The 20,890-nt window shown below is 43.9% G+C and carries 16 protein-coding genes and 2 tRNA genes; 2 read left to right on the top strand and 16 right to left on the bottom strand.

Going from position 1 to position 20,890, the window contains the following annotated elements; all coding sequences use genetic code 11:
• Positions 1-116: 116 nt before the first annotated feature.
• The 7 genes from K1M91_RS17440 to rlmE all read right to left on the bottom strand — a co-directional run bounded on the left by K1M91_RS17440 (position 117) and on the right by rlmE (position 5,868).
• A tRNA-Met gene (locus K1M91_RS17440) sits at positions 117-193 on the bottom strand.
• A 78-nt stretch (positions 194-271) separates the two neighbouring features.
• Positions 272-358, bottom strand: a tRNA-Leu gene (locus tag K1M91_RS17435).
• 7 nt (positions 359-365) lie between these two features.
• Positions 366-713, bottom strand: a complete 348-nt coding sequence (secG, locus tag K1M91_RS17430; RefSeq protein ID WP_232803536.1) for a preprotein translocase subunit SecG — start codon at positions 711-713, stop codon at positions 366-368.
• 188 nt (positions 714-901) lie between these two features.
• Positions 902-2,248 (bottom strand): phosphoglucosamine mutase, encoded by a 1,347-nt coding sequence (glmM, locus tag K1M91_RS17425; RefSeq protein ID WP_232803556.1) that lies wholly within the window; start codon positions 2,246-2,248, stop codon positions 902-904.
• A 38-nt stretch (positions 2,249-2,286) separates the two neighbouring features.
• The gene (gene folP, locus K1M91_RS17420) at positions 2,287-3,114 is read right to left on the bottom strand and encodes a dihydropteroate synthase (protein ID WP_232803535.1); all 828 of its coding nucleotides are present in this window, start codon (positions 3,112-3,114) and stop codon (positions 2,287-2,289) included.
• A 93-nt stretch (positions 3,115-3,207) separates the two neighbouring features.
• Complete coding sequence (ftsH, locus tag K1M91_RS17415; protein ID WP_282561180.1) at positions 3,208-5,196, bottom strand: ATP-dependent zinc metalloprotease FtsH; 1,989 nt, start codon at positions 5,194-5,196, stop codon at positions 3,208-3,210.
• A gap of 42 nt (positions 5,197-5,238) precedes the next feature.
• On the bottom strand, positions 5,239-5,868 hold the full coding sequence (gene rlmE, locus K1M91_RS17410; RefSeq protein ID WP_232803533.1) for a 23S rRNA (uridine(2552)-2'-O)-methyltransferase RlmE: 630 nt from the start codon (positions 5,866-5,868) through the stop codon (positions 5,239-5,241).
• Positions 5,869-5,957: 89 nt separating this feature from the next.
• On the opposite strand from rlmE, the gene yhbY reads away from it, so the two are divergent.
• The gene (gene yhbY, locus K1M91_RS17405; protein WP_232803532.1) at positions 5,958-6,254 is read left to right on the top strand and encodes a ribosome assembly RNA-binding protein YhbY; all 297 of its coding nucleotides are present in this window, start codon (positions 5,958-5,960) and stop codon (positions 6,252-6,254) included.
• Positions 6,255-6,312: 58 nt separating this feature from the next.
• Here the strand turns inward: yhbY and greA are convergent, their stop codons facing one another.
• The 3 genes from greA to carA form a co-directional block, all read right to left on the bottom strand.
• Positions 6,313-6,789: a transcription elongation factor GreA gene (gene greA, locus K1M91_RS17400; RefSeq protein ID WP_232803531.1), complete on the bottom strand. Its 477-nt coding sequence runs from the start codon at positions 6,787-6,789 to the stop codon at positions 6,313-6,315.
• Between the two features lie 159 nt (positions 6,790-6,948).
• The gene (gene carB, locus K1M91_RS17395) at positions 6,949-10,173 is read right to left on the bottom strand and encodes a carbamoyl-phosphate synthase large subunit (protein ID WP_232803530.1); all 3,225 of its coding nucleotides are present in this window, start codon (positions 10,171-10,173) and stop codon (positions 6,949-6,951) included.
• 20 nt (positions 10,174-10,193) lie between these two features.
• Positions 10,194-11,339 carry a glutamine-hydrolyzing carbamoyl-phosphate synthase small subunit gene (gene carA, locus K1M91_RS17390; protein ID WP_232803555.1) on the bottom strand — a complete coding sequence of 382 codons (1,146 nt, stop codon included), beginning with the start codon at positions 11,337-11,339 and terminating at the stop codon, positions 10,194-10,196.
• 907 nt (positions 11,340-12,246) lie between these two features.
• Here carA and K1M91_RS21450 point away from each other — a divergent pair.
• A complete protein-coding gene (locus tag K1M91_RS21450) occupies positions 12,247-13,689 on the top strand; it encodes a lytic polysaccharide monooxygenase (RefSeq protein WP_282561179.1) in 1,443 nt (480 codons plus the stop codon).
• 121 nt (positions 13,690-13,810) lie between these two features.
• Here K1M91_RS21450 and K1M91_RS17375 read toward each other — a convergent pair whose 3' ends face one another.
• The 6 genes from K1M91_RS17375 to grpE form a co-directional block, all read right to left on the bottom strand.
• The gene (locus K1M91_RS17375) at positions 13,811-14,434 is read right to left on the bottom strand and encodes an FKBP-type peptidyl-prolyl cis-trans isomerase (protein WP_232803529.1); all 624 of its coding nucleotides are present in this window, start codon (positions 14,432-14,434) and stop codon (positions 13,811-13,813) included.
• A 201-nt stretch (positions 14,435-14,635) separates the two neighbouring features.
• Positions 14,636-15,376 carry a copper homeostasis protein CutC gene (locus K1M91_RS17370; protein WP_232803528.1) on the bottom strand — a complete coding sequence of 247 codons (741 nt, stop codon included), beginning with the start codon at positions 15,374-15,376 and terminating at the stop codon, positions 14,636-14,638.
• Between the two features lie 161 nt (positions 15,377-15,537).
• Positions 15,538-16,446 (bottom strand): ROK family protein, encoded by a 909-nt coding sequence (locus K1M91_RS17365; protein WP_232803527.1) that lies wholly within the window; start codon positions 16,444-16,446, stop codon positions 15,538-15,540.
• A 313-nt stretch (positions 16,447-16,759) separates the two neighbouring features.
• Entirely contained in the window at positions 16,760-17,890 is a 1,131-nt protein-coding gene (gene dnaJ / locus K1M91_RS17360) for a molecular chaperone DnaJ (protein ID WP_232803526.1), read from the bottom strand.
• Between the two features lie 91 nt (positions 17,891-17,981).
• On the bottom strand, positions 17,982-19,910 hold the full coding sequence (gene dnaK, locus K1M91_RS17355) for a molecular chaperone DnaK (protein ID WP_232803525.1): 1,929 nt from the start codon (positions 19,908-19,910) through the stop codon (positions 17,982-17,984).
• Between the two features lie 326 nt (positions 19,911-20,236).
• The gene (grpE, locus tag K1M91_RS17350) at positions 20,237-20,875 is read right to left on the bottom strand and encodes a nucleotide exchange factor GrpE (RefSeq protein ID WP_232803524.1); all 639 of its coding nucleotides are present in this window, start codon (positions 20,873-20,875) and stop codon (positions 20,237-20,239) included.
• Positions 20,876-20,890: the final 15 nt, after the last annotated feature.

Genomic DNA, 20,890 nt, shown 5'->3' with positions numbered 1-20,890 from the left:
AAAAACCCCGTAAACGGGGCTTTAAAACTTTCCACTGATTTAAGCTTGGCTTAAAACTATTGCTTTAAGTAACAAACTGCTACTTAAAACAACCTCTCGAAGAGAGATTTGAAAGTTGGTTGCGGGGGCCGGATTTGAACCGACGACCTTCGGGTTATGAGCCCGACGAGCTACCAGACTGCTCCACCCCGCGCCCGAAAACTGGCGAGATTATAGCGCTGTAAATCACACTATGCAATCAATTGTCTGAAAATTGATTGTTTAAAAAACTTGGTGCCGAGGGAGGGACTTGAACCCTCACGTCCTAACGGACACCAGCCCCTCAAGCTGGCGTGTCTACCAATTCCACCACCACGGCATATTTGTTACTGAGGTACGTCGCTGTTAGATTCACTGTTTGCAGCGGGTACATCTGAAGCAGGGTTAACTACTTCTTCTGTGACTGGAGCAGATAAATCACTCCATTCATCAGCTTTATTTGTATGGCTTGTCGACAAGTTGCCTAATGCAAGACTTAACACGAAAAATGCCGTTGCTAAGATTGCAGTAGTGCGCGTTAAAAAGTTGCCTGAGCCAGAGGCACCGAAAACTGTTTGAGACGAACCTGAGCCGAAAGACGCGCCCATATCTGCACCTTTGCCATGTTGAATTAGCACTAATCCAACCAAAGCCAAAGACACTAAAAGATATATAACCAGTAATATCTCAAACATTTTCCATACCTATTAATTTGCTTTTCATATAGTCATGAGGGACAACCCTCATCAGAAGCGGCGCTGATAGTAACTAACCTAGTAAAAAATGACAAGGACTAAATGCGAGATTTCGAGACAAAAATGGCGACTGCTCGAATAAGCAGCGCCATAATAGAACATTTATACTTTAATGGCTAAATAACCAACTAAGTCTCTGTGCAAGCTAACTTAACTTGCTCTACGATAGATTGAGCAAAATTTGTTACCGTCTCAAGATGCTCGCCCTCCACCATCACTCGAATCAATGGCTCAGTGCCTGATTTACGTAACAGCACACGACCACGCTCGCCTAACTCAGCTTCTATTCGAGCGACTTCAGCTTGCACACCTTGCGCTAACAATGGATTATTTTCACCTGAGAAGCGCACATTTAAAAGCACTTGTGGGAACATTTGTAAGCCACGTCGCGTATCATGCAAACTTAAATCATGGCTGCGCATTGCCGCTAATACCTGCAAAGAAGCAACAATGCCATCACCCGTTGAAACATGATCAGAAAAAATAATGTGTCCCGAGTTCTCACCGCCTAAGCGCCAGCCTTTTTGTTTCATTTTTTCCATCACGTAACGATCGCCAACATCAGCGCGAACAAATGGAATACCTAAAGTTTGAAAAGCTATCTCAAGACCAACATTAGACATTTTAGTGCCAACTACACCGCCCTTGAGGCGTCCACGGCGAAGCTCATCACGGGCAACAATATATAGAATCTCATCACCATCAACGACGTAACCAGTGTGGTCAACCATCATTACACGATCACCATCCCCATCATAAGCAATGCCAACGTCGGCGGCTTCATTTAATACACGTTGTGCTAATGCACGGGTATCTGTCGCACCAACTTGCTCATTGATGTTAAGGCCATCGGGTTGGCAACCCATTTCAATCACCTCTGCCCCCAACTCTCGCAATACATTTGGCGCAATGTGATAGGTCGCGCCATGGGCACAATCAACAACAATCTTTAAGCCACGTAGGTTGTATTTAGTTGGAAAAGTGCTTTTACAAAATTCAATATAACGCCCCGCAGCATCCGCTATACGCTTAGCTTTGCCTAACATAGCTGAGTCTACACAGCTGATTGGCTTTTCGAGCTCTTCTTCAATAGCCAACTCAATCTCATCAGCTAATTTAGTACCATCAGCCGAAAAAAACTTAATACCATTATCGTAATAAGGGTTGTGAGATGCGCTGATCACTATCCCAGCTTCAGCGCGAAATGTACGCGTTAAATAAGCCACCGCAGGCGTTGGCATCGGGCCTAATAATGAAGCACTTAACCCTGCTGCCGATAGCCCTGCTTCCAGTGCTGATTCCAACATATATCCCGAAATACGGGTATCTTTGCCAATAAGTACCGTCCTGGTACCTTGTTTAGCCAGCACCTTTCCTGCTGCCCAACCAAGTTTCAATGCAAAATCAGGTGTAATTGGATATTCACCTACTTTGCCTCGAATTCCGTCAGTGCCAAAATATTTTCTTGTCATTATTGTCTGACCTTAGCTTAGATTTAAACCTGTTAAATAAATTAACTTTCAATGGTTTTTTTTAATACCTTCAGAACATCTGAAGTTTCTTGAACGTCATGTACCCGAACAATATTTGCACCTTGCTGGGCACACAACAACACGCCGGCTAAACTGGCGGCTAAACGTTGATCAACCGTTCTACCAAGCCAATCACCAAACATAGATTTACGCGATAAACCGGTTAGCAGCGGATAACCTAACTCAGAAAACTGCTTTAATCGCTGTAATAATTGATAATTATGGTCCAAAGTCTTACCAAAACCAAAACCTGGATCCAATATAATTTGGGACTTGTCGATCCCTGCTTCGCGACAAGCTGAAATACGCTGCATAAAAAAGTGAGTGATGTCTTTGGCCACATTCTCATAACTTGGTGCAACCTGCATTGAACGTGGCGCGCCTTGCATGTGCATCAAACAAACCGGCACATTACACAGCGCCGCAACCTCAAGTGCACCTTCTTCCTGCAAGGCGCAGACATCATTAATTAAATGGGCGCCAGCTGCAACAGCCTCTTTCATTACCTGAGCTTTGCTGGTGTCGATAGAAATCCACACATCTAGATCGTTGGCAATCTTTTCAATCACAGGAATAGTGCGAGACAGCTCTTCATCAAGTGAGACCGACTCTGCGCCAGGGCGTGTCGACTCGCCGCCAATGTCGATAATGGCTGCGCCCTGCTGTACCATCTGGCTAGCTTGATTAATAGCCTGCTCGAAGAATTGGAACTGTCCACCATCAGAAAAAGAGTCAGGGGTAACATTGAGTATCCCCATAACTTGCGGCGTCGATAAGTCTAACGTTCTATTACCACTGATGAGCTGCATATACCTTACCTTTTACCTAACATAGCGTCGTTAAACGCCAGAAAACAAAAAACCCGAGCTAACTCGGGTTTTTATCTTTAATTAACGAGGCTCTTACAACAATGATGATTTATCGTTGTCGTCTTTTTTGCCCAGCTGAACACTATCAGACTTAGCTGAATCAGAGTCAACCTCTTCCGATTTTTCCTCATCAGCACTTTCTTTAGGCTCTTCGCCTTTCGCACTTGGCTCAGCAGCGGGCTTTGCATGACCTTCTTCGGTCCACTCGGCTGGGGCGCGAACTTCACGACGCTCCATTAAGTCATCAATCTGTTTTGCGTCTATGGTTTCATATTTCATTAGCGCATCTTTCATCGCATGTAATATGTCCATATTGTCTTCCAAGATTTGACGAGCGCGATCGTAGTTACGATCAATTAACATCCGAATTTCTTGGTCAATCAAACGCGCGGTATCATCTGACATATGCTTCACTTTCGCAGCACTGCGGCCTAAGAACACCTCGCCTTCTTCTTCAGCGTATAACAATGGCCCCATCTTTTCAGACAGACCCCATTGAGTGACCATTTTACGGGCCAAATCGGTAGCGCGCTCAATGTCGTTTGACGCACCTGTCGATACCTTATCAACACCATAGATAATCTCTTCCGCTAAGCGGCCGCCGTATAGGCTCGAGATCATACTTTCAAGATGTTGTTTGTTGTAACTAACGCGGTCTTGCTCGGGTAAGTACATGGTCACACCTAAGGCTCGGCCTCGTGGAATGATACTCACTTTGTAAACAGGATCGTGCTCAGGTACCAAGCGACCAACAATAGCATGACCAGCTTCATGGTATGCTGTTGATTCTTTATCTTGCTCAGTCATTACCATTGACTTGCGCTCTGCGCCCATCATGATTTTATCTTTAGCTTTTTCAAACTCTTCCATGGTGACGGTGCGACGGTTACCACGAGCAGCAAACAATGCCGCTTCATTAACTAAGTTAGCCAGATCGGCACCAGAAAAGCCAGGTGTACCACGTGCAATTACCGCGGCATTAACATCCCCTTCAAGCGGCACTTTACGCATGTGCACTTTAAGAATTTGTTCACGACCACGTACATCAGGTAAACCGACGACCACTTGGCGGTCAAAACGACCAGGACGTAACAAAGCAGGGTCTAACACATCAGGACGGTTAGTCGCAGCGATAACAATTATGCCTTCATTACCTTCAAAACCATCCATTTCAACTAGCATTTGGTTCAAGGTTTGCTCACGCTCGTCGTGACCACCACCTAAACCAGCACCACGTTGACGACCGACAGCATCAATCTCATCGATAAAGATGATACACGGCGCAGACTTCTTAGCTTGGTCAAACATGTCACGCACACGAGATGCACCAACACCAACAAACATTTCAACAAAGTCAGAGCCTGAAATAGTAAAGAAAGGCACTTTAGCTTCACCAGCGATGGCTTTAGCCAATAGCGTTTTACCCGTACCTGGAGGACCCACTAGCAAAATACCCGTTGGAATTTTACCACCCAGTTTTTGGAAGCGACTGGGATCTTTAAGGTAGTCGACTAATTCAGCAACATCTTCCTTAGCTTCATCACAACCTGCTACATCAGCAAATGTGGTTTTAATTTGGTCTTCGCCCATTAAGCGCGCTTTGCTCTTACCAAACGACATGGCACCTTTACCGCCACCACCTTGCATTTGGCGCATAAAGAACACCCATACGCCAATTAACAGCAGCATTGGGAACCATGAAATAAAAATAGAGGTTAACAAGCTTGGCTCTTCTGGCGGCTCACCCAATACTTTTACATTGTTATTGATTAGATCATTTAATAAATCAGGATCACGCGTCGGCATGTACGTGACAAAACGCTCTCTGTTTGACTTTGTACCATTAATTTCTTGACCATTGATCCGGACTTCTTGAATCTGTCCCTGACTCACTTCTTTTACGAAGGTGGTGTAGTCCATCTGTTTACCACCGGCTTCGCCGGGGCTAAAACTTTGGAACACCGACATCAATACAACGGCGATCACTAACCACAAGATTAGGTTTTTAGCCATATCGCTCAAGGTGCTACCTCTTCTTTAACAATTAAATACATACCAAGATTACTACAGTTTGAAACCAGTAGCCACAATATAGACTTCTCTTGAGCGCGCTCGCGAAGAGTCTGGTTTTCTCGTTTTAACAACATTAAATGCTGTTCGGACAGATTTGATAAAGTCATCATATCCTTCGCCCATAAATACCTTTACGACGAAACTGCCGTTTTTGGCCAAAACTTGATGACACATATCCAGTGCTAATTCCACCAAATACATGGCTCTAGGCTGATCAACTTGACTGGTACCACTCATGTTGGGTGCCATATCAGACAACACAACATTCACTTTTTTATCACCAATTCGTTCAAGCAACGCATTGAGCACCACTTCTTCACGAAAGTCGCCTTGTAAAAAATCAACTCCCGCAATGGCGTCCATCGGTAGAATGTCACAAGCAATCACTTGCCCGGCATCTCCGACAATTTCAGCACAACGATGCGACCAACTGCCAGGGGCTGCCCCTAAGTCGACCACACTCATGCCAGTTTTAATAATTTTATCTTTATTGTTTATTTCATCTAGCTTGAATACCGCTCGAGAGCGTAAGCCTAAGCGATTGGCTTCTTGCACATAATGATCATTAACGTGCTCATCTAACCACCTTTTTGAACTGGCAGACTTAGTACTTTTTGCCATTGTTCATCCCTCTTTGAGCAGTTATTAGTATTAGCACAAAGATGGAGGTACAATAAGCGCAATTCAACCCTTATTTAAAAGAAATCTCCATGAATTTAACAAAAAAGCAAAAACAATTCTTAAAAGGCCTAGCCCATTCGTTAAAACCTGTTGTATTACTCGGCCAAAACGGTTTGACTGAGGGTGTGATTGCTGAAATTGACAACAGCCTTAATATTCATGAACTAATCAAAGTTAAAGTGGCCACCGATGACCGCGATACAAAACGCCTAATCATTGATGCTATCGTCAGAGAAACAAACGCGGCAGAAGTGACAACTATCGGCCATACATTAGTTCTTTATCGTCCGACCGAAGACAAAAAAATCACCTTACCAAAGAAATAAATCAGCTATAAAAAAAGGAGCACTCGCTCCTTTTTACTCTTTTTACAACCCGGCTTTTTTATACGTACTGCACTTCAAGAATTTCAAATTCAACTTCACCGCCAGGTGTTTTAATTACGGCAACATCATCGACAGACTTAGCAATTAGGCCGCGCGCAATCGGTGAGTTAACAGAAATCTGGTTTTTCTTAATATCAGCTTCATCATCCCCGACAATGCGATACGTCACTTCAGCATCGGTTTCAGTATTAAGAATGGTCACCGTTGAGCCAAAAATCACTTTGCCATGGTTTGGGATTTTAGTCACATCGATGATCTGAGCATTAGACAACTTGCCTTCAATTTCTTGAATTCGCCCCTCACAAAAACCTTGCTCTTCACGAGCGGCATGATATTCAGCATTCTCTTTTAAATCACCGTGTTCACGCGCTTCAGCAATCGCCTCAATAATAGCAGGACGTTTCACCGTTTTTAACTGCTCCAATTCTTCACGAAGTAGTGCTGCACCGTGAGCAGTCATAGGGAATTGGTTCATACTTAACAACCTATTTAGTAATTAGAAATGACACTGCAAGCCGAACAAGTCAAGCTGAGTATTAATCGGCGCATTGTAATATGAATTAAACAAACTTGCACCTGCAGCTAATAAAAAAGGCCGCCTAAGCGACCTTTTTAACAATAAGTTTCAATAAACTTATCGAGTTAACACACGCTGATGTAGCTCTTGCAGCGACATCACTTTATCTCTGTTATCAGCAGAATGGCCGTGACAAGTTGCAAACGCACCATTAATAGTCGTGGTGTAGTTCACTTTCTCACGCAGTGCCGCGCGGCGTAGCTGCTTCGAGTCTTCAATCGCTTGACGACCTTCAGTGGTGTTGACAATATAAGTGTATTCACCATTTTTAATGCGGTCCAAAATATGCGGACGGCCTTCTGATACCTTGTTAACTAAACGAGGGTTAATACCCGCTTCGCCTAATACCACAGCAGTACCATGAGTCGCATCAATTTCATAACCCAGCTCAATCAGCTCAGCAGCTAGCTTAGCCACTTTCTTCTTGTCAGAGTCACGTACCGACAGTAGAGCGCGGCCAGACTTAGGCACATCTTTAATCGCACCTAATTCAGCTTTTGCATACGCTTCGGCAAATGTATCACCCACGCCCATAACTTCACCCGTTGAGCGCATTTCTGGGCCTAAGATAGGATCCACACCTGGGAACTTGTTGAACGGTAATACGACTTCTTTAACTGAGAAGTAAGGTGGAATCACCTCTTCAGTGAAACCTTGCTCAACTAGGCTTTGACCCGCCATAACGCGAGCAGCAACTTTTGCTAACGGCACACCCGTTGCTTTAGACACAAACGGTACCGTACGAGCGGCACGTGGGTTGACTTCGATTAAGTAAACTTCGTTATCTTTCACGGCAAACTGAATATTCATTAAGCCAACTACGCCTAACTCAAATGCAAGCTTACGCGCTTGATCGCGCATCACATCTTGAATTTCAGCGCTTAAAGAATATGGCGGTAATGAACATGCCGAGTCACCAGAGTGAACGCCCGCTTGCTCAATGTGCTCCATGATGCCGCCGATAACAAAGTTTTCGCCATCACAAATCGCATCCACATCCACTTCAATCGCATCGTCTAAGAAGCGATCAAGTAATACAGGTGATTCGTTGGAAACAGACACGGCTTCATTAAAGTAGCGACGTAAGTCTTGCTCATCGTAAACGATTTCCATCGCTCGACCACCAAGCACATAAGATGGACGCACCACTAATGGGTAAGTAATTTTCTCTGCACAAGCCACTGCCGATTCAACTGTCGTCACGGTCGCGTTTTCTGGTTGTTTCAAACCTAAACGCTCAACAGCTTGTTGGAAGCGCTCACGGTCTTCTGCGCGGTCAATCGCATCAGGAGAAGTACCAATAATAGGTACGCCAGCTGCTTCAAGGGCACGTGCTAGTTTAAGTGGCGTTTGACCGCCGTATTGCACGATAACACCTTTTGGCTTCTCTAAACGGACAATTTCTAATACGTCTTCAAGGGTAATAGATTCAAAGTATAAGCGATCTGATGTGTCGTAATCCGTTGAAACTGTCTCAGGGTTACAGTTAACCATAATGGTTTCATAACCATCTTCACGAGCGGCAAGCGCAGCATGAACACAACAGTAATCAAATTCAATACCTTGGCCAATACGGTTAGGACCGCCGCCAATCACCATGATCTTGTCATTGTCTGTTGGCTGGGCTTCACACTCTTCATCGTAAGTTGAGTACATATAAGCCGTGCTAGTCGAAAATTCAGCAGCACAGGTATCAACACGCTTGTAAACAGGGTGAATATCAAACTTGTCACGAAGCTTACGCACTTCGGCTTCAGACACGCCTAAAATTTTAGCTAAGCGTGCATCTGCAAAACCTTTACGCTTAAGCGCGTATAAACGCTCAGCATCAAGGGCCGCAAAGCCATCTTCCGCTAAACGTTGCTCTTCTTTAATTAGGTCTTCAATTTGTACCAAGAACCAAAGGTCAATTTTGGTTAAATCGAATACATCTTGAGAGGTTAAGCCTAAGCGGAAGGCATCACCGATATACCAAATACGCTCAGCACCAGCATCTTGTAGCTCATGTTTCACTTTAGCCAGCGCGTTAGGGTCTTGTAGGTCAACGACCGAATCAAAGCCGGTTGCCCCTACTTCAAGGCCGCGTAGTGCTTTTTGCATGGACTCTTGTTGGTTGCGGCCAATGGCCATTACTTCACCAACCGATTTCATTTGCGTGGTCAGACGATCGTTTGAGCCAGCGAATTTTTCAAAGTTAAAGCGAGGGATCTTAGTAACAACATAATCGATAGCAGGCTCAAATGACGCAGGCGTTGCGCCACCCGTAATATCATTTTGTAGTTCATCAAGGGTAAAGCCAACCGCTAGCTTAGCCGCGATTTTCGCAATTGGGAAACCCGTTGCTTTTGATGCTAATGCTGAAGAACGTGATACCCGTGGGTTCATCTCGATGATAACCATGCGGCCATCTTCAGGGTTGATACCAAACTGTACGTTTGAACCACCTGTTTCAACACCAATTTCGCGCAGTACCGCCACTGACGCATTACGCATCAATTGGTATTCTTTGTCGGTTAACGTTTGCGCCGGAGCAACGGTGATAGAGTCACCGGTGTGGATCCCCATAGGATCGAAGTTTTCGATAGAACAAACAATGATACAGTTGTCGTTCTTGTCGCGAACCACTTCCATTTCATATTCTTTCCAACCAATCAAAGATTCGTCGATAAGCAGTTCGTTAGTTGGTGATAAATCTAAGCCGCCGCTACAGATATCATCAAATTCTTCTTTGTTGTAAGCAATACCGCCACCTGAGCCACCCATGGTGAAAGATGGACGAATAATACAAGGAAAGCCAACCTCAGCTAGTACGCCGTAAGCTTCTTCCATTGAGTGAGCAATACCAGCACGTGGACATTCTAGGCCAATGCTTTTCATTGCTTTGTCGAAACGACTACGGTCTTCTGCTTTATCAATCGCGTCAGCTGTTGCGCCAATCATCTCAACATTGAACTTTTTAAGTACGCCTTTACTTTCAAGTTCAAGGGCACAGTTCAACGCCGTTTGACCACCCATAGTCGGTAAGATGGCATCAGGGCGTTCTTTCTCGATGATGTTCGCAACCACTTCCCAGTGGATAGGCTCGATATAAGTTGCATCAGCCATTTCTGGGTCGGTCATAATTGTTGCAGGGTTAGAGTTAACTAAGATTACACGGTAACCTTCTTCTCTTAACGCCTTACACGCTTGCGCACCTGAATAGTCGAATTCACAAGCCTGGCCGATCACAATTGGACCAGCACCTATTATAAGTATACTTTTTATATCAGTACGTTTTGGCATCTGACTCTTTACCCTTTCAGTTACGCTTTATATTTTTCGATAAGTTCAATGAAATGATCAAACAATGGTGCCGCATCATGTGGGCCTGGGCTTGCTTCAGGGTGACCTTGGAAGCTAAACGCAGGCTTATCTGTACGGTGAATACCTTGTAAAGAACCATCAAACAATGAGTTGTGAGTTGCACGCAAGTTATCTGGTAATGCGGCCTCTTCCACAGCAAAACCGTGGTTTTGACTGGTGATCATCACAACATTACGATCTTGGTCTTTAACTGGGTGGTTAGCACCGTGATGGCCAAATTTCATTTTTATTGTTTTTGCGCCACTGGCTAGAGCCAATAATTGGTGACCTAAACAGATACCAAATACCGGAATCTCAGTGGTTAAAATTTCTTTAATTGCTTCAATGGCGTAAGTACATGGCTCAGGGTCACCAGGGCCATTTGATAAGAACACGCCATCAGGGTTCATTGCTAATACATCTTTGGCTGGCGTTTGCGCAGGCACAACAGTAAGACGACAACCGCGGTCAACAAGCATACGCAAAATGTTGCGTTTGGCGCCAAAGTCATATGCAACCACATGGAAACGGCTATCAGTCGCATCAGCTGGTAAACCACCGGTTAGCGTCCAGCTACCTTGTTTCCACTCATGTACCGAGTCACAAGTTACTTCTTTTGCTAAATCCATGCCTTTCAGACCAGGGAAAGCTTTCGCTTCAGCCAGTGCTTTCGCCTCATCAAGGCTTTCGCCTGCCATGATACAACCCGCTTGCGCGCCTTTCTCTCGTAAAATACGTGTTAGCTTACGAGTGTCGATATCAGCAATACCAACCACACCACGCTTGCTTAAGTATTCACTTAAAGAAGCTTGGTTGCGAAAGTTGCTTGCTAATAAAGGTAAGTCGCGAATGACTAGGCCACATGCGTGTATTTGTGAGGATTCTTCATCTTCATCATTAGTACCAGTGTTACCAATGTGAGGGTAAGTCAAAGTGACGATTTGACGGGCATAAGAAGGATCGGTAAGGATCTCTTGATAACCTGTCATCGAAGTATTAAAAACAACTTCACCCACTGAGCTACCTTCGGCGCCGATAGACACGCCCTTAAATACTGTCCCATCTTCTAGGACCAGTATGGCGGAATTACTCAAGATGACCTCCATAAAAGCAAAAATAACAATAAAAAACAAAAACTTACTCAAAGACAACCATGTAAAAACACGGATTTACTTGTCAGTGATAAAATTTGGCAAATTGCGCGCATTTTACAGATTAATGGCCTTCATGGCTAATGAAATTTAAGCTTATTTATAGAAATTCAAATAGCCATCAAAGAATAGATGATTGCTCTAAAAAACCAGCATATATCAACACAATAATAGGAACTCACCCCTTTAGTCACGTGCTAGAACTATAAAAAGGATATAATAAAACCCAGTAAGAGATGCATTTTTATGCATAAAAGCAAGGCATAAAAACAGACAAAAGTTTAAATTATTAAGCTTAGAAGCGTTTTTCTATACAAAAGCGTTATTTTTAACAATAAAGCTAGAGAAATTAAGCCCTTTTAACGCTAATTAATGTAAATTTCGGACATAAAAAAAGGCGCCTAAGCGCCTTAAAATTCGATCCTCGCTAACTGTCACAACGGGATATTAAGAAAACATATTAATTAGAGTTAAAGACATAGGAAGAGTTGGGATTCCTAATGCTAAGATAAAACCTAAAAAATGCTTAATATTGTATACTTCTTTAAAATTTCCGTTGCTCACAGTGTGCTCTCCGTTTTTGATCTAAATCAAGTTTTGCGCAGTTTACCTAAAAATTGCGCACAGCAAAATAGATCGACTATAAAAACACCGCTATTTTTTTGTTTGCATTGCGATAGATTTCGACCTATCGCGCAAAAAACACACATAATTGAAACAAAATGTTTACAGACATACCATAAAAACCGAAAATATCTATTCGGTTTATTTAGCCAATAAGCCGAGGCTAAGGTTAGCCACCCTGGCCTGATGGTATTTATAAATAACCTTTCTCAATTTACCGTAACTAAAGGATATAGTTATGAAATTTAACAAAGGGATGCTAAGTGCATCTATTATTGCTGCCCTTGGCGCAATACTTACCCCTTCAACTGTGCTTGCCCACGGCAGCATGGAAAAGCCCTTAAGCCGCGTTTACAACTGTGCTCAAGGTGACATTGAAAATCTACAAGACGAAGCCTGTTTAGCCGCATCTAAAGTCAGTGGTAAATCGACTTTTTACGATTGGAGCGGTGTCGCTCAAGGCGGTGCTAACAGCGACCATCTAGCAGTAGTTCCAGATGGCAAACTATGTAGTGGCGGTAACAGCTATTATGATGGCCTAGATCTCGTTCGTAATGACTGGTCAGCAACGCCTATACATGCTGATGAAAATGGCAATTACGAATTTATTTTTAACGGAGAGCCAGCCCCTCATCGCACCAAAGACTGGATTTTTTACGTCACTAAGCCAGGTTACAATCCATTAGAGCCTTTAAAATGGAGCGATCTTGAAGAGTTTTGTCGCCTAGGCGGTGAAGTTCCACTTGAGCCAAACAAACGCTACAAGATGACTTGTCCTCTACCTGATCGCGAAGGCAAACACGTTATCTATAATGTTTGGCAACGTGCCGACAGCCCTGAAGCATTCTACACCTGTATTGATGTTGACTTTGTTCAGCCTATTTTAGGTTGGCAAAATGCAGGACACCTTATTGCAAATACTGAACTAGTTGCTGGTGATTATGTTGTTTTCCGTCTATTTGATGAAAACTTTAGCGATGCAGAAACGATTCGTCTCGACATTACTGCAGCCAATACTGCACCAGAACAATGGGCTTATGATTTAGCCGTTGCAATTAATGCGCAATCTCAACTCGCTAAAGTTGGCGTAGCTGACGCTAACGGTAACATTGCTCCAGTGAAAGACGCGACAACAAACAGCGTTTACACTATTGAAGGCCGTACCCTATCTTTCAAAATTGATAAGAAAAAAGGTGGCGAGCCAACAGCTAAAGCATGGGAGTCAGGCTTAAGCTATGAAAAAGGTGCAATTGTTGGCCATAATGGCAAAAACTGGAGATCTAAGTGGTGGAACCAAGGCCAAGAGCCAGGTACAGCACAGTGGGGACCTTGGGAAGAAGTAGTAACAACTGAGCCAACGCCAGTACCAACTGCTGAGCCAACGCCAGTGCCAACTGCTGAGCCAACGCCAGTGCCAACTGCTGAGCCAACGCCAGTGCCAACTGCTGAGCCAACGCCTGTACCAACTGCTGAGCCAACGCCAGTGCCAACTGCTGAGCCAACGCCTGTACCAACTGCTGAGCCAACGCCAGTGCCTGGTATTCCAGCTTGGGATGCAAGTAAAGTGTACACAGGAAAAATGCAAGTAAGCCACAATGGCGCAACATATGAAGCTAAGTGGTGGACTCAAGGTGATGAGCCTGGTAAAGGTGGAGAATGGGGTGTTTGGAAAAAGCTATAATTAGCCCAAACTAACCAAACCTTATCAAGCCCTGCATTGCAGGGCTTTTTATTGATAAACGCTAAGCATAAAAAAACCTAGCCGAAGCTAGGTTTTGTTTAGTAACTACTTACCGTAACAATTAAGCAACGATTTCTAGTAGCTCTACTTCAAATACAAGTGCAGAGAAAGGTGCAATAGCATTACCCGCACCGCGCTCGCCGTAAGCTAAGCCGTGTGGAATGTATAGCTTGTATTTTGCACCAACAGGCATAAGTTGTAATGCCTCAGTCCAGCCAGCAATAACACCGCCTACTGGGAATTCAGCTGGTTCACCACGTTGTACTGAGCTATCAAATACCGTGCCGTCAACAAGTTGACCGTGGTAATGAGTACGAACAGTAGAATCTGCTGTTGGTTTTTCGCCTTCACCAGCATTGATGATTTCGTACTGTAAGCCAGATGCCGTTACAACTACACCTTCACGTTTAGCATTTTCAGCTAAAAATGCTTCGCCAGCCGCTGCTAGCTCTTTACCTTGCTCAGCTTGCTTAGCTTGAATTTCAGCAGCAATGATCTGGAATGCTTCGTGTAATGCAGACTCTTCAACTTGGCTTTCAAGACCAGAGAATGCATCTGCTAAGCCTTCTTGTACAGCTGTCACAACTAAACCATCGAATGGGTTTGCAGCAAGTTGCTCACCTAGTTGACGACCAATACCGTAGCTTACTTTTGCTTCTGTTGAAGCGAATTTGTTTTCAGACATTATCTATTCCAGATTGTTTAAAAAGGAGCAGTCTAACAAATCTCATCTCACTTTTCGACCTTAGCTCACCTATCTTAAGGCTGCAGATGCTAACTAATTTCAAGGTGCCTATTTCGCAAGAATTTATTTCGCCTTTCTCCTGAAACTGAAGGTAATTAAAGGTTCAAAATTCGGCATGCTGAAGTTGTTAGGTATAGATGATTATTGCGCCGCAGGTACATTCAATATTTGGCAGACGGACTTGATATTGTCCTCACCAGTAATGCCTAGGTTGAAGTCATCCATTGCGCCCATTTTTGCCACTGAACTTGGCAAATTCATATAACTAGGTCGCGATGTTTTACCCGAAAGATGCACTTCACTAACCCCTGTTAAGGCCACAATTTCAGCCACATTATCAGCATTGATACCTGCACCCGGCATCACAGATAAGCGAGTGCCGACTTGCCGTACCATTTTTTGAATAACACTCACCCCATTAAGTGCATTATTCGCTTGGCCTGAAGTAAGAATGCGCTCACATCCGGCCTCAATAATCGTGTCTAAAGCGGCTTCATAATTACCCGCTAAGTCTATGGCACGGTGAAAGGTAACCCCCATTTGCCCCGCTTGCTCCATTAACGCTTTTAGCACTTGGCGATCAACATTAGCTTGTTTGTCTAACACACCAAACACCACACCTTGAGCGCCGGCAATTCTCGCGTTGTAAATATCCTTGAGCATGATTTCTAACTCATCCTCACTGTAATAAAAATCGCCCGCACGTGGGCGGATCATCACATAAATAGGGATCTGTGCAAACTTAACTGCTTGCTGAATAAAGCCCATATTCGGCGTAATCCCGCCTAAAGCTAACGCACTACACAACTCTATACGACTGGCGCCAGCTCGCTGCGCTATTTGCAACGACTCAAAATTATCAATACAGACTTCTACCTTCATTATTCAACCTTAACGCTTCAAAATTAAGTTTAAAAAAAAGGGCCGCAACGGCCCTTTGTTTGATTTCGACTATCCATATCGCCGTTAACAGCATACTAAAGTTATGCAAAAAAACGTGTGCGCAACGCCATAAAATGTCATTTATGAAAGATGTTTAACCTTTATTTGCGATAATTAAGTAACGCAGCACCGCGCACGCCCCCAGCACCGCCAAATTTAGCTTGGCAAAGCTTTGGCAGGCGTACATTTGGGATCAGCTTAGCGGGTAAACGCTTTTCTAATTCGGGGTATATTTCTTCAAAAGCAGCTAAGCCACCGCCAAATACGATAGCTTCAGGATCAAGTACCATGATTGATGTTGATAAACCCGCGGCAAGTACCTCAAGGTAAATATCCACCGCTTTCACCGCAACCGCATCACCGCTGCGGTACAGTTCCAGAATCTCAGGGCCCTTAGCAGGCTGGTCAGCAAAATGGTTATAGATGTTACCTAAGCCAGTACCTGATGCATAAGTTTCAAACGAACCGGCATGACCTAATCCACTAATAAATAGCGGTAGGTCGGGGTACTTCTCTGTCATCGTTGCAGGAATACAGTAATGACCAATTTCACCAGCAAAGAAGTTTAACCCATTCACCACGTCGCCATTTACAAACAGTGCGCCGCCAACACCAGTTCCCAGTGTGACACCTAATACATTTTGACAGCCATCAGCAGAGCCACCGTAACACTCTGAAATCAAAAAACAGTTAGCATCGTTTTGCAGCGCAACGCGGCGATCAATGAGTTTTTCTAAATCATGACGCAGCGGCTTACCATTCATACCCGGTAAGTTGGCACAAATTAGCGTGTCATTAGCGGTATTAATAGCACCAGGAAAACCAATTCCAACCATACCTCGACAACCAAATTCTTTATCAGCTTGCTTTACCATACCAGCAAAAATGTTCAAAAAAGCTTCGTAATCATTCGCAGGCGTAGCGACACGCTGATTAGAAAGTAAATTCAATTGCTGATCGTAGACCGAGAACTCTATCTTGGTTCCACCTAGGTCAAATCCATATAACATATATCACTCCTGATTCAATTCGATCGTCTTGTGGCCATCGGGGAAAAACGATGCGATGCTACTGCAATATTGGCCAGACTAAAATATTGCCATTGTATTAATCTGTAAAAAAAAAAAAGTGACTTGCGCCAATTTAAGGGCTAAAAAATCACATTTGTTGTCTTATTACACAAATAAACACCCGTTAAAGCCCAATATTGGTTTTTTATGTAAATAATTAACAACTTTTTACCTAGTTAACTGCCTAGATAAATCGAAATTCAGACAAAAAAAATGCCACAGCTAAGTGGCATTTTCTCGATAAAATGAAAGACTACTTGGTCAAATCATCAAAAAACTTTTTCACGCCCGCAAAAAAGCCTTCTTCTTTCGGCTTGTGTTTGTTGCCCTTTGAGCCTTTCAGTGTCTCGTTAAACTGCATTAACAAGTCTTTTTGCTCATCAGATAATTTGATTGGCGTTTCGACATAAGCCTTACACAATAAATCACCCACTACACCACCGCGTACCGATTTAACCCCTTTACCACGCATACGGAACATTTTGCCAGTTTGCGTTTCAGCAGGTATCTTCAACTTCACTCGACCATCAAGGGTAGGTACTTCAATTTCACCACCCAATGCAGCCTCAACAAAGCCGATTGGCACCTCACAATATAAGTTGCTGCCATCACGGACAAATATTTCATGTTCTTTAACATGCACTTGTACGTATAAGTCACCAGCTGGTGCGCCACTTTCACCCGCTTCACCTTCGCCAGATAGGCGAATACGATCGCCAGTATCAACACCCGCAGGAATTTTAACGGATAAGGTTTTGGTGCGCTCGTAACGACCTTCACCATGACATTTGCTACATGGATCTTTAATGATTTTGCCTTTGCCGCGACAAGTAGGACAAGCCTGTTGCACTGCAAAAAAGCCTTGGCGCATTTGCACTTGGCCTTGACCATGACAAGTACCACAAGTACTTGCTTGGGTGCCTGCTTTGGCACCAGAGCCATTACATTGCTCACAATGCACTAAACTTGGAATTTTGATTTCTTTGGAAATACCTCTTACCGCTTCTTCTAGGGTAAGTTCCATATTGTAGCGCAAGTCAGAACCACGTTGTGGGCGTTGCTGACCACCACGACGGCCACCACCACCGAAGATATCACCAAAAACATCACCGAAAATATCGCCGAAATCTTGATGACCACCGCCACCACCGCGATTTGGATCCACACCTGCGTGGCCAAATTGGTCGTAGGCCGCTTTTTTCTGAGGATCGCTTAGCACTTCGTAGGCTTCTTTAACCTCTTTAAACTTATCTTCCGAATCTTTGTCACCCTTAGTTCTATCAGGGTGAAACTTCATCGCCAGACGTTTGTAGGCTTTTTTTACGTCCTTCTCGTTGGCATCTCTGCCAAGGCCGAGTACTTCATAATAATCGCGTTTAGACATGATTCACTATTACTTCTTTGATACGTCGCTGGAAACACACACGGGTGTTGGTTACCCAACACCCGCAATAACTAACTCATTATAAAGTTAATTACTTCTTGTCGTCTTTTACTTCTTCAAATTCAGCATCAACAACATCGTCATCTTGCTTAGCCTGACCACCTTGTTCAGCTTGCTCGCCACCTTGGCCTTGCTCTGCTTGCGCTTTTTGCTGAGCAATTTCCATTAGCTTTTGTGAAGCTTCCATTAACGCTTGAGTTTTTGCTTCAATGGCTTCTTTGTCTTCACCACGTGCAGCTTCTTCAAGTTCAGTCACAGCGGCTTCGATTTTCTCTTTATCTTCCGCACCGAGTGCATCGCCCGCTTCTTCAACTTGCTTGCGTGTTGCGTGAACCATGCCATCAGCTTGGTTACGCGTTTGTACTAACTCTTCAAATTTCTTATCAGATTCTGCGTTCGCTTCTGCTTCAGCAACCATCTTGTTGATTTCATCATCAGACAAACCTGAGCTTGCTTGGATAGTAATCTTCTGCTCTTTACCTGTATCTTTGTCTTTCGCCGATACGTGTAAGATACCATCAGCATCTAGGTCGAAGGTTACTTCGATTTGTGGCACACCACGTTGCGCAGGACGAATACCTTCTAGGTTAAATTGACCTAGAGATTTGTTGTCACCGGCACGCTTACGCTCACCTTGAAGTACGTGAACAGTTACCGCACTTTGGTTGTCATCAGCGGTTGAGAACACTTGTGAACCCTTAGTTGGGATCGTGGTGTTTTTATCAACAACCTTAGTCATTACGCCACCCATTGTCTCAATACCTAGAGAAAGTGGTGTAACGTCTAGTAGTAATACGTCAGTTTTGTCACCTGATAGTACGCCGCCTTGAATCGCTGCGCCCATCGCTACTGCTTCATCAGGGTTAACGTCTTTACGCGCTTCTTTACCGAAGAACTCAGACACTTTCTTCTGTACCAGTGGCATACGTGTTTGACCACCCACTAGAATCACGTCGTTGATGTCGCTTACTGATAAGTCAGCATCTTGTAGCGCAATGCGAAGTGGTTCAAGAGTTGCTTCAACCATGTCTTCAACTAGCGACTCTAATTTAGAGCGAGTTAGCTTGATGTTAAGGTGTTTAGGACCTGATGCATCAGCTGTGATGTATGGCAAGTTAACATCTGTTTGTTGCGCAGAAGAAAGCTCGATTTTTGCTTTTTCAGCACCCTCTTTTAGACGTTGCATTGCAAGTGGATCAGTTGTTAAGTCAAAGCCTTGATCTTTCTTAAACTCAGATACTAAGTAGTTAATTACGCGGTTATCGAAATCTTCACCACCTAAGTGCGTGTCACCGTTAGTTGCAAGTACTTCGAATGTTTTCTCACCATCTACTTCATCAATTTCGATGATAGAGATATCGAATGTACCACCACCTAAATCGTATACCGCAACAACGCTATCACCTTTAGTTGAGTTAACACCGTAAGCAAATGCTGCCGCTGTTGGCTCGTTGATAATACGTTTAACGTCTAGGCCTGCGATACGACCCGCATCTTTAGTTGCTTGGCGTTGTGAGTCATTGAAGTAAGCTGGTACGGTAATTACCGCTTCAGTTACCTTCTCACCTAAGTAGTCTTCTGCCGTTTTCTTCATCTTTTTCAAGATTTCAGCAGACACTTGTGGTGGCGCCATGTTTTTACCACGAGCAGATACCCATGCATCACCGTTGTCAGCTTTGATGATTTTGTAAGGCATGATTTTAATGTCACGCTGAACTTCTTCATCTTCAAAACGACGACCAATTAGACGCTTGATTGCGAATAAGGTGTTCTCTGGGTTGGTTACAGATTGACGTTTTGCAGGCTGACCTACTAATGTTTCGCCGTCTTCTGCGTAAGCAATGATTGACGGAGTAGTACGATGACCTTCAGCGTTCTCAATAATTTTAGCCGTGTCACCGTCTAGGATCGCAACACAAGAGTTTGTTGTACCTAAGTCAATACCAATAATTTTACCCATTAGGCAATCTCCAATAATAATTTATGTTCACTGTGGAAGGTAGCAAGAGCAATTTTGCTTCGTGCTGTTCCGTCTATGCACTCTATATGGGGTTGTGAAAAAGCGCTTCAAGGGGGAAATGAAAAAAAATTGAAAATATTTCCGATATAGAGTGAGAAAAAACCGTTTTGACACCTTTTTTTAGCTAACTTGCCCGCAAACTAGCCGCAATGACCTTGCAAATGATAACGGCTTGCATTAGGGATAGCGTAAACAAAAAAATGCCAGTAACCCAAAGGAATTACTGGCATCGATTTATAGAAACGGTTTCAGCTTAGATTTAACAATTAAGCTTGGGTATCAACAGAGCTTGGCGCGGCAGCGCCTTTTGATACCATTACCATTGCCGGACGAATCACACGGCCGTTTAACTCATACCCTTTTTGCATCACTGCAATCACAGTATTAGCAGGCACGCCCGGGATTTCTTGCATACTCATGGCTTGATGCTTTTCTGGATCAAACGGGGCGTCTTTAGGGTCTATCGCAACAACACCGAATTTCTCAACAGAACTCAGCATCGCCTTAAGGGTTAATTCAACCCCTTCAATCATTGGCTTAAGATCGTCGTTTTCATGGTCAGCATGACTCAATGCCAGTTCCATGTTATCGATAACAGGTAATAGTTCAGCAGCAAATTTATCCAACGCAAACTTATGTGCTTTTTCTACATCTTTAGCGGTACGGCTACGGATGTTTTGCACTTCAGCGGCAGCACGGACCACTGAATCTTTTTGTTCGGCAATTTTTTCTTCAGCTGCGGCTAGCTTTTTCTCTAACTCAGCGATACGCGCATCTTCACCTGTTTCAAACTCACCTTCCACAGCGTCTGCAGCATCGGCTGCCAGAACTTCACCTTCTTGGGCGACTTGTTCAACGTCCACTGCTTGCTCTTCTGGTGATAGGTTTTTATCTTCGCTGCTCATGTTTACTCCATTGAG

This window comes from Motilimonas sp. E26 (assembly GCF_021278025.1).
GTDB lineage: Bacteria > Pseudomonadota > Gammaproteobacteria > Enterobacterales > CBDFNC01 > Motilimonas.
The sequence above is the reverse complement of the archived record's forward strand: the minus strand, read 5'-3'. Positions and strand labels throughout refer to the sequence as shown.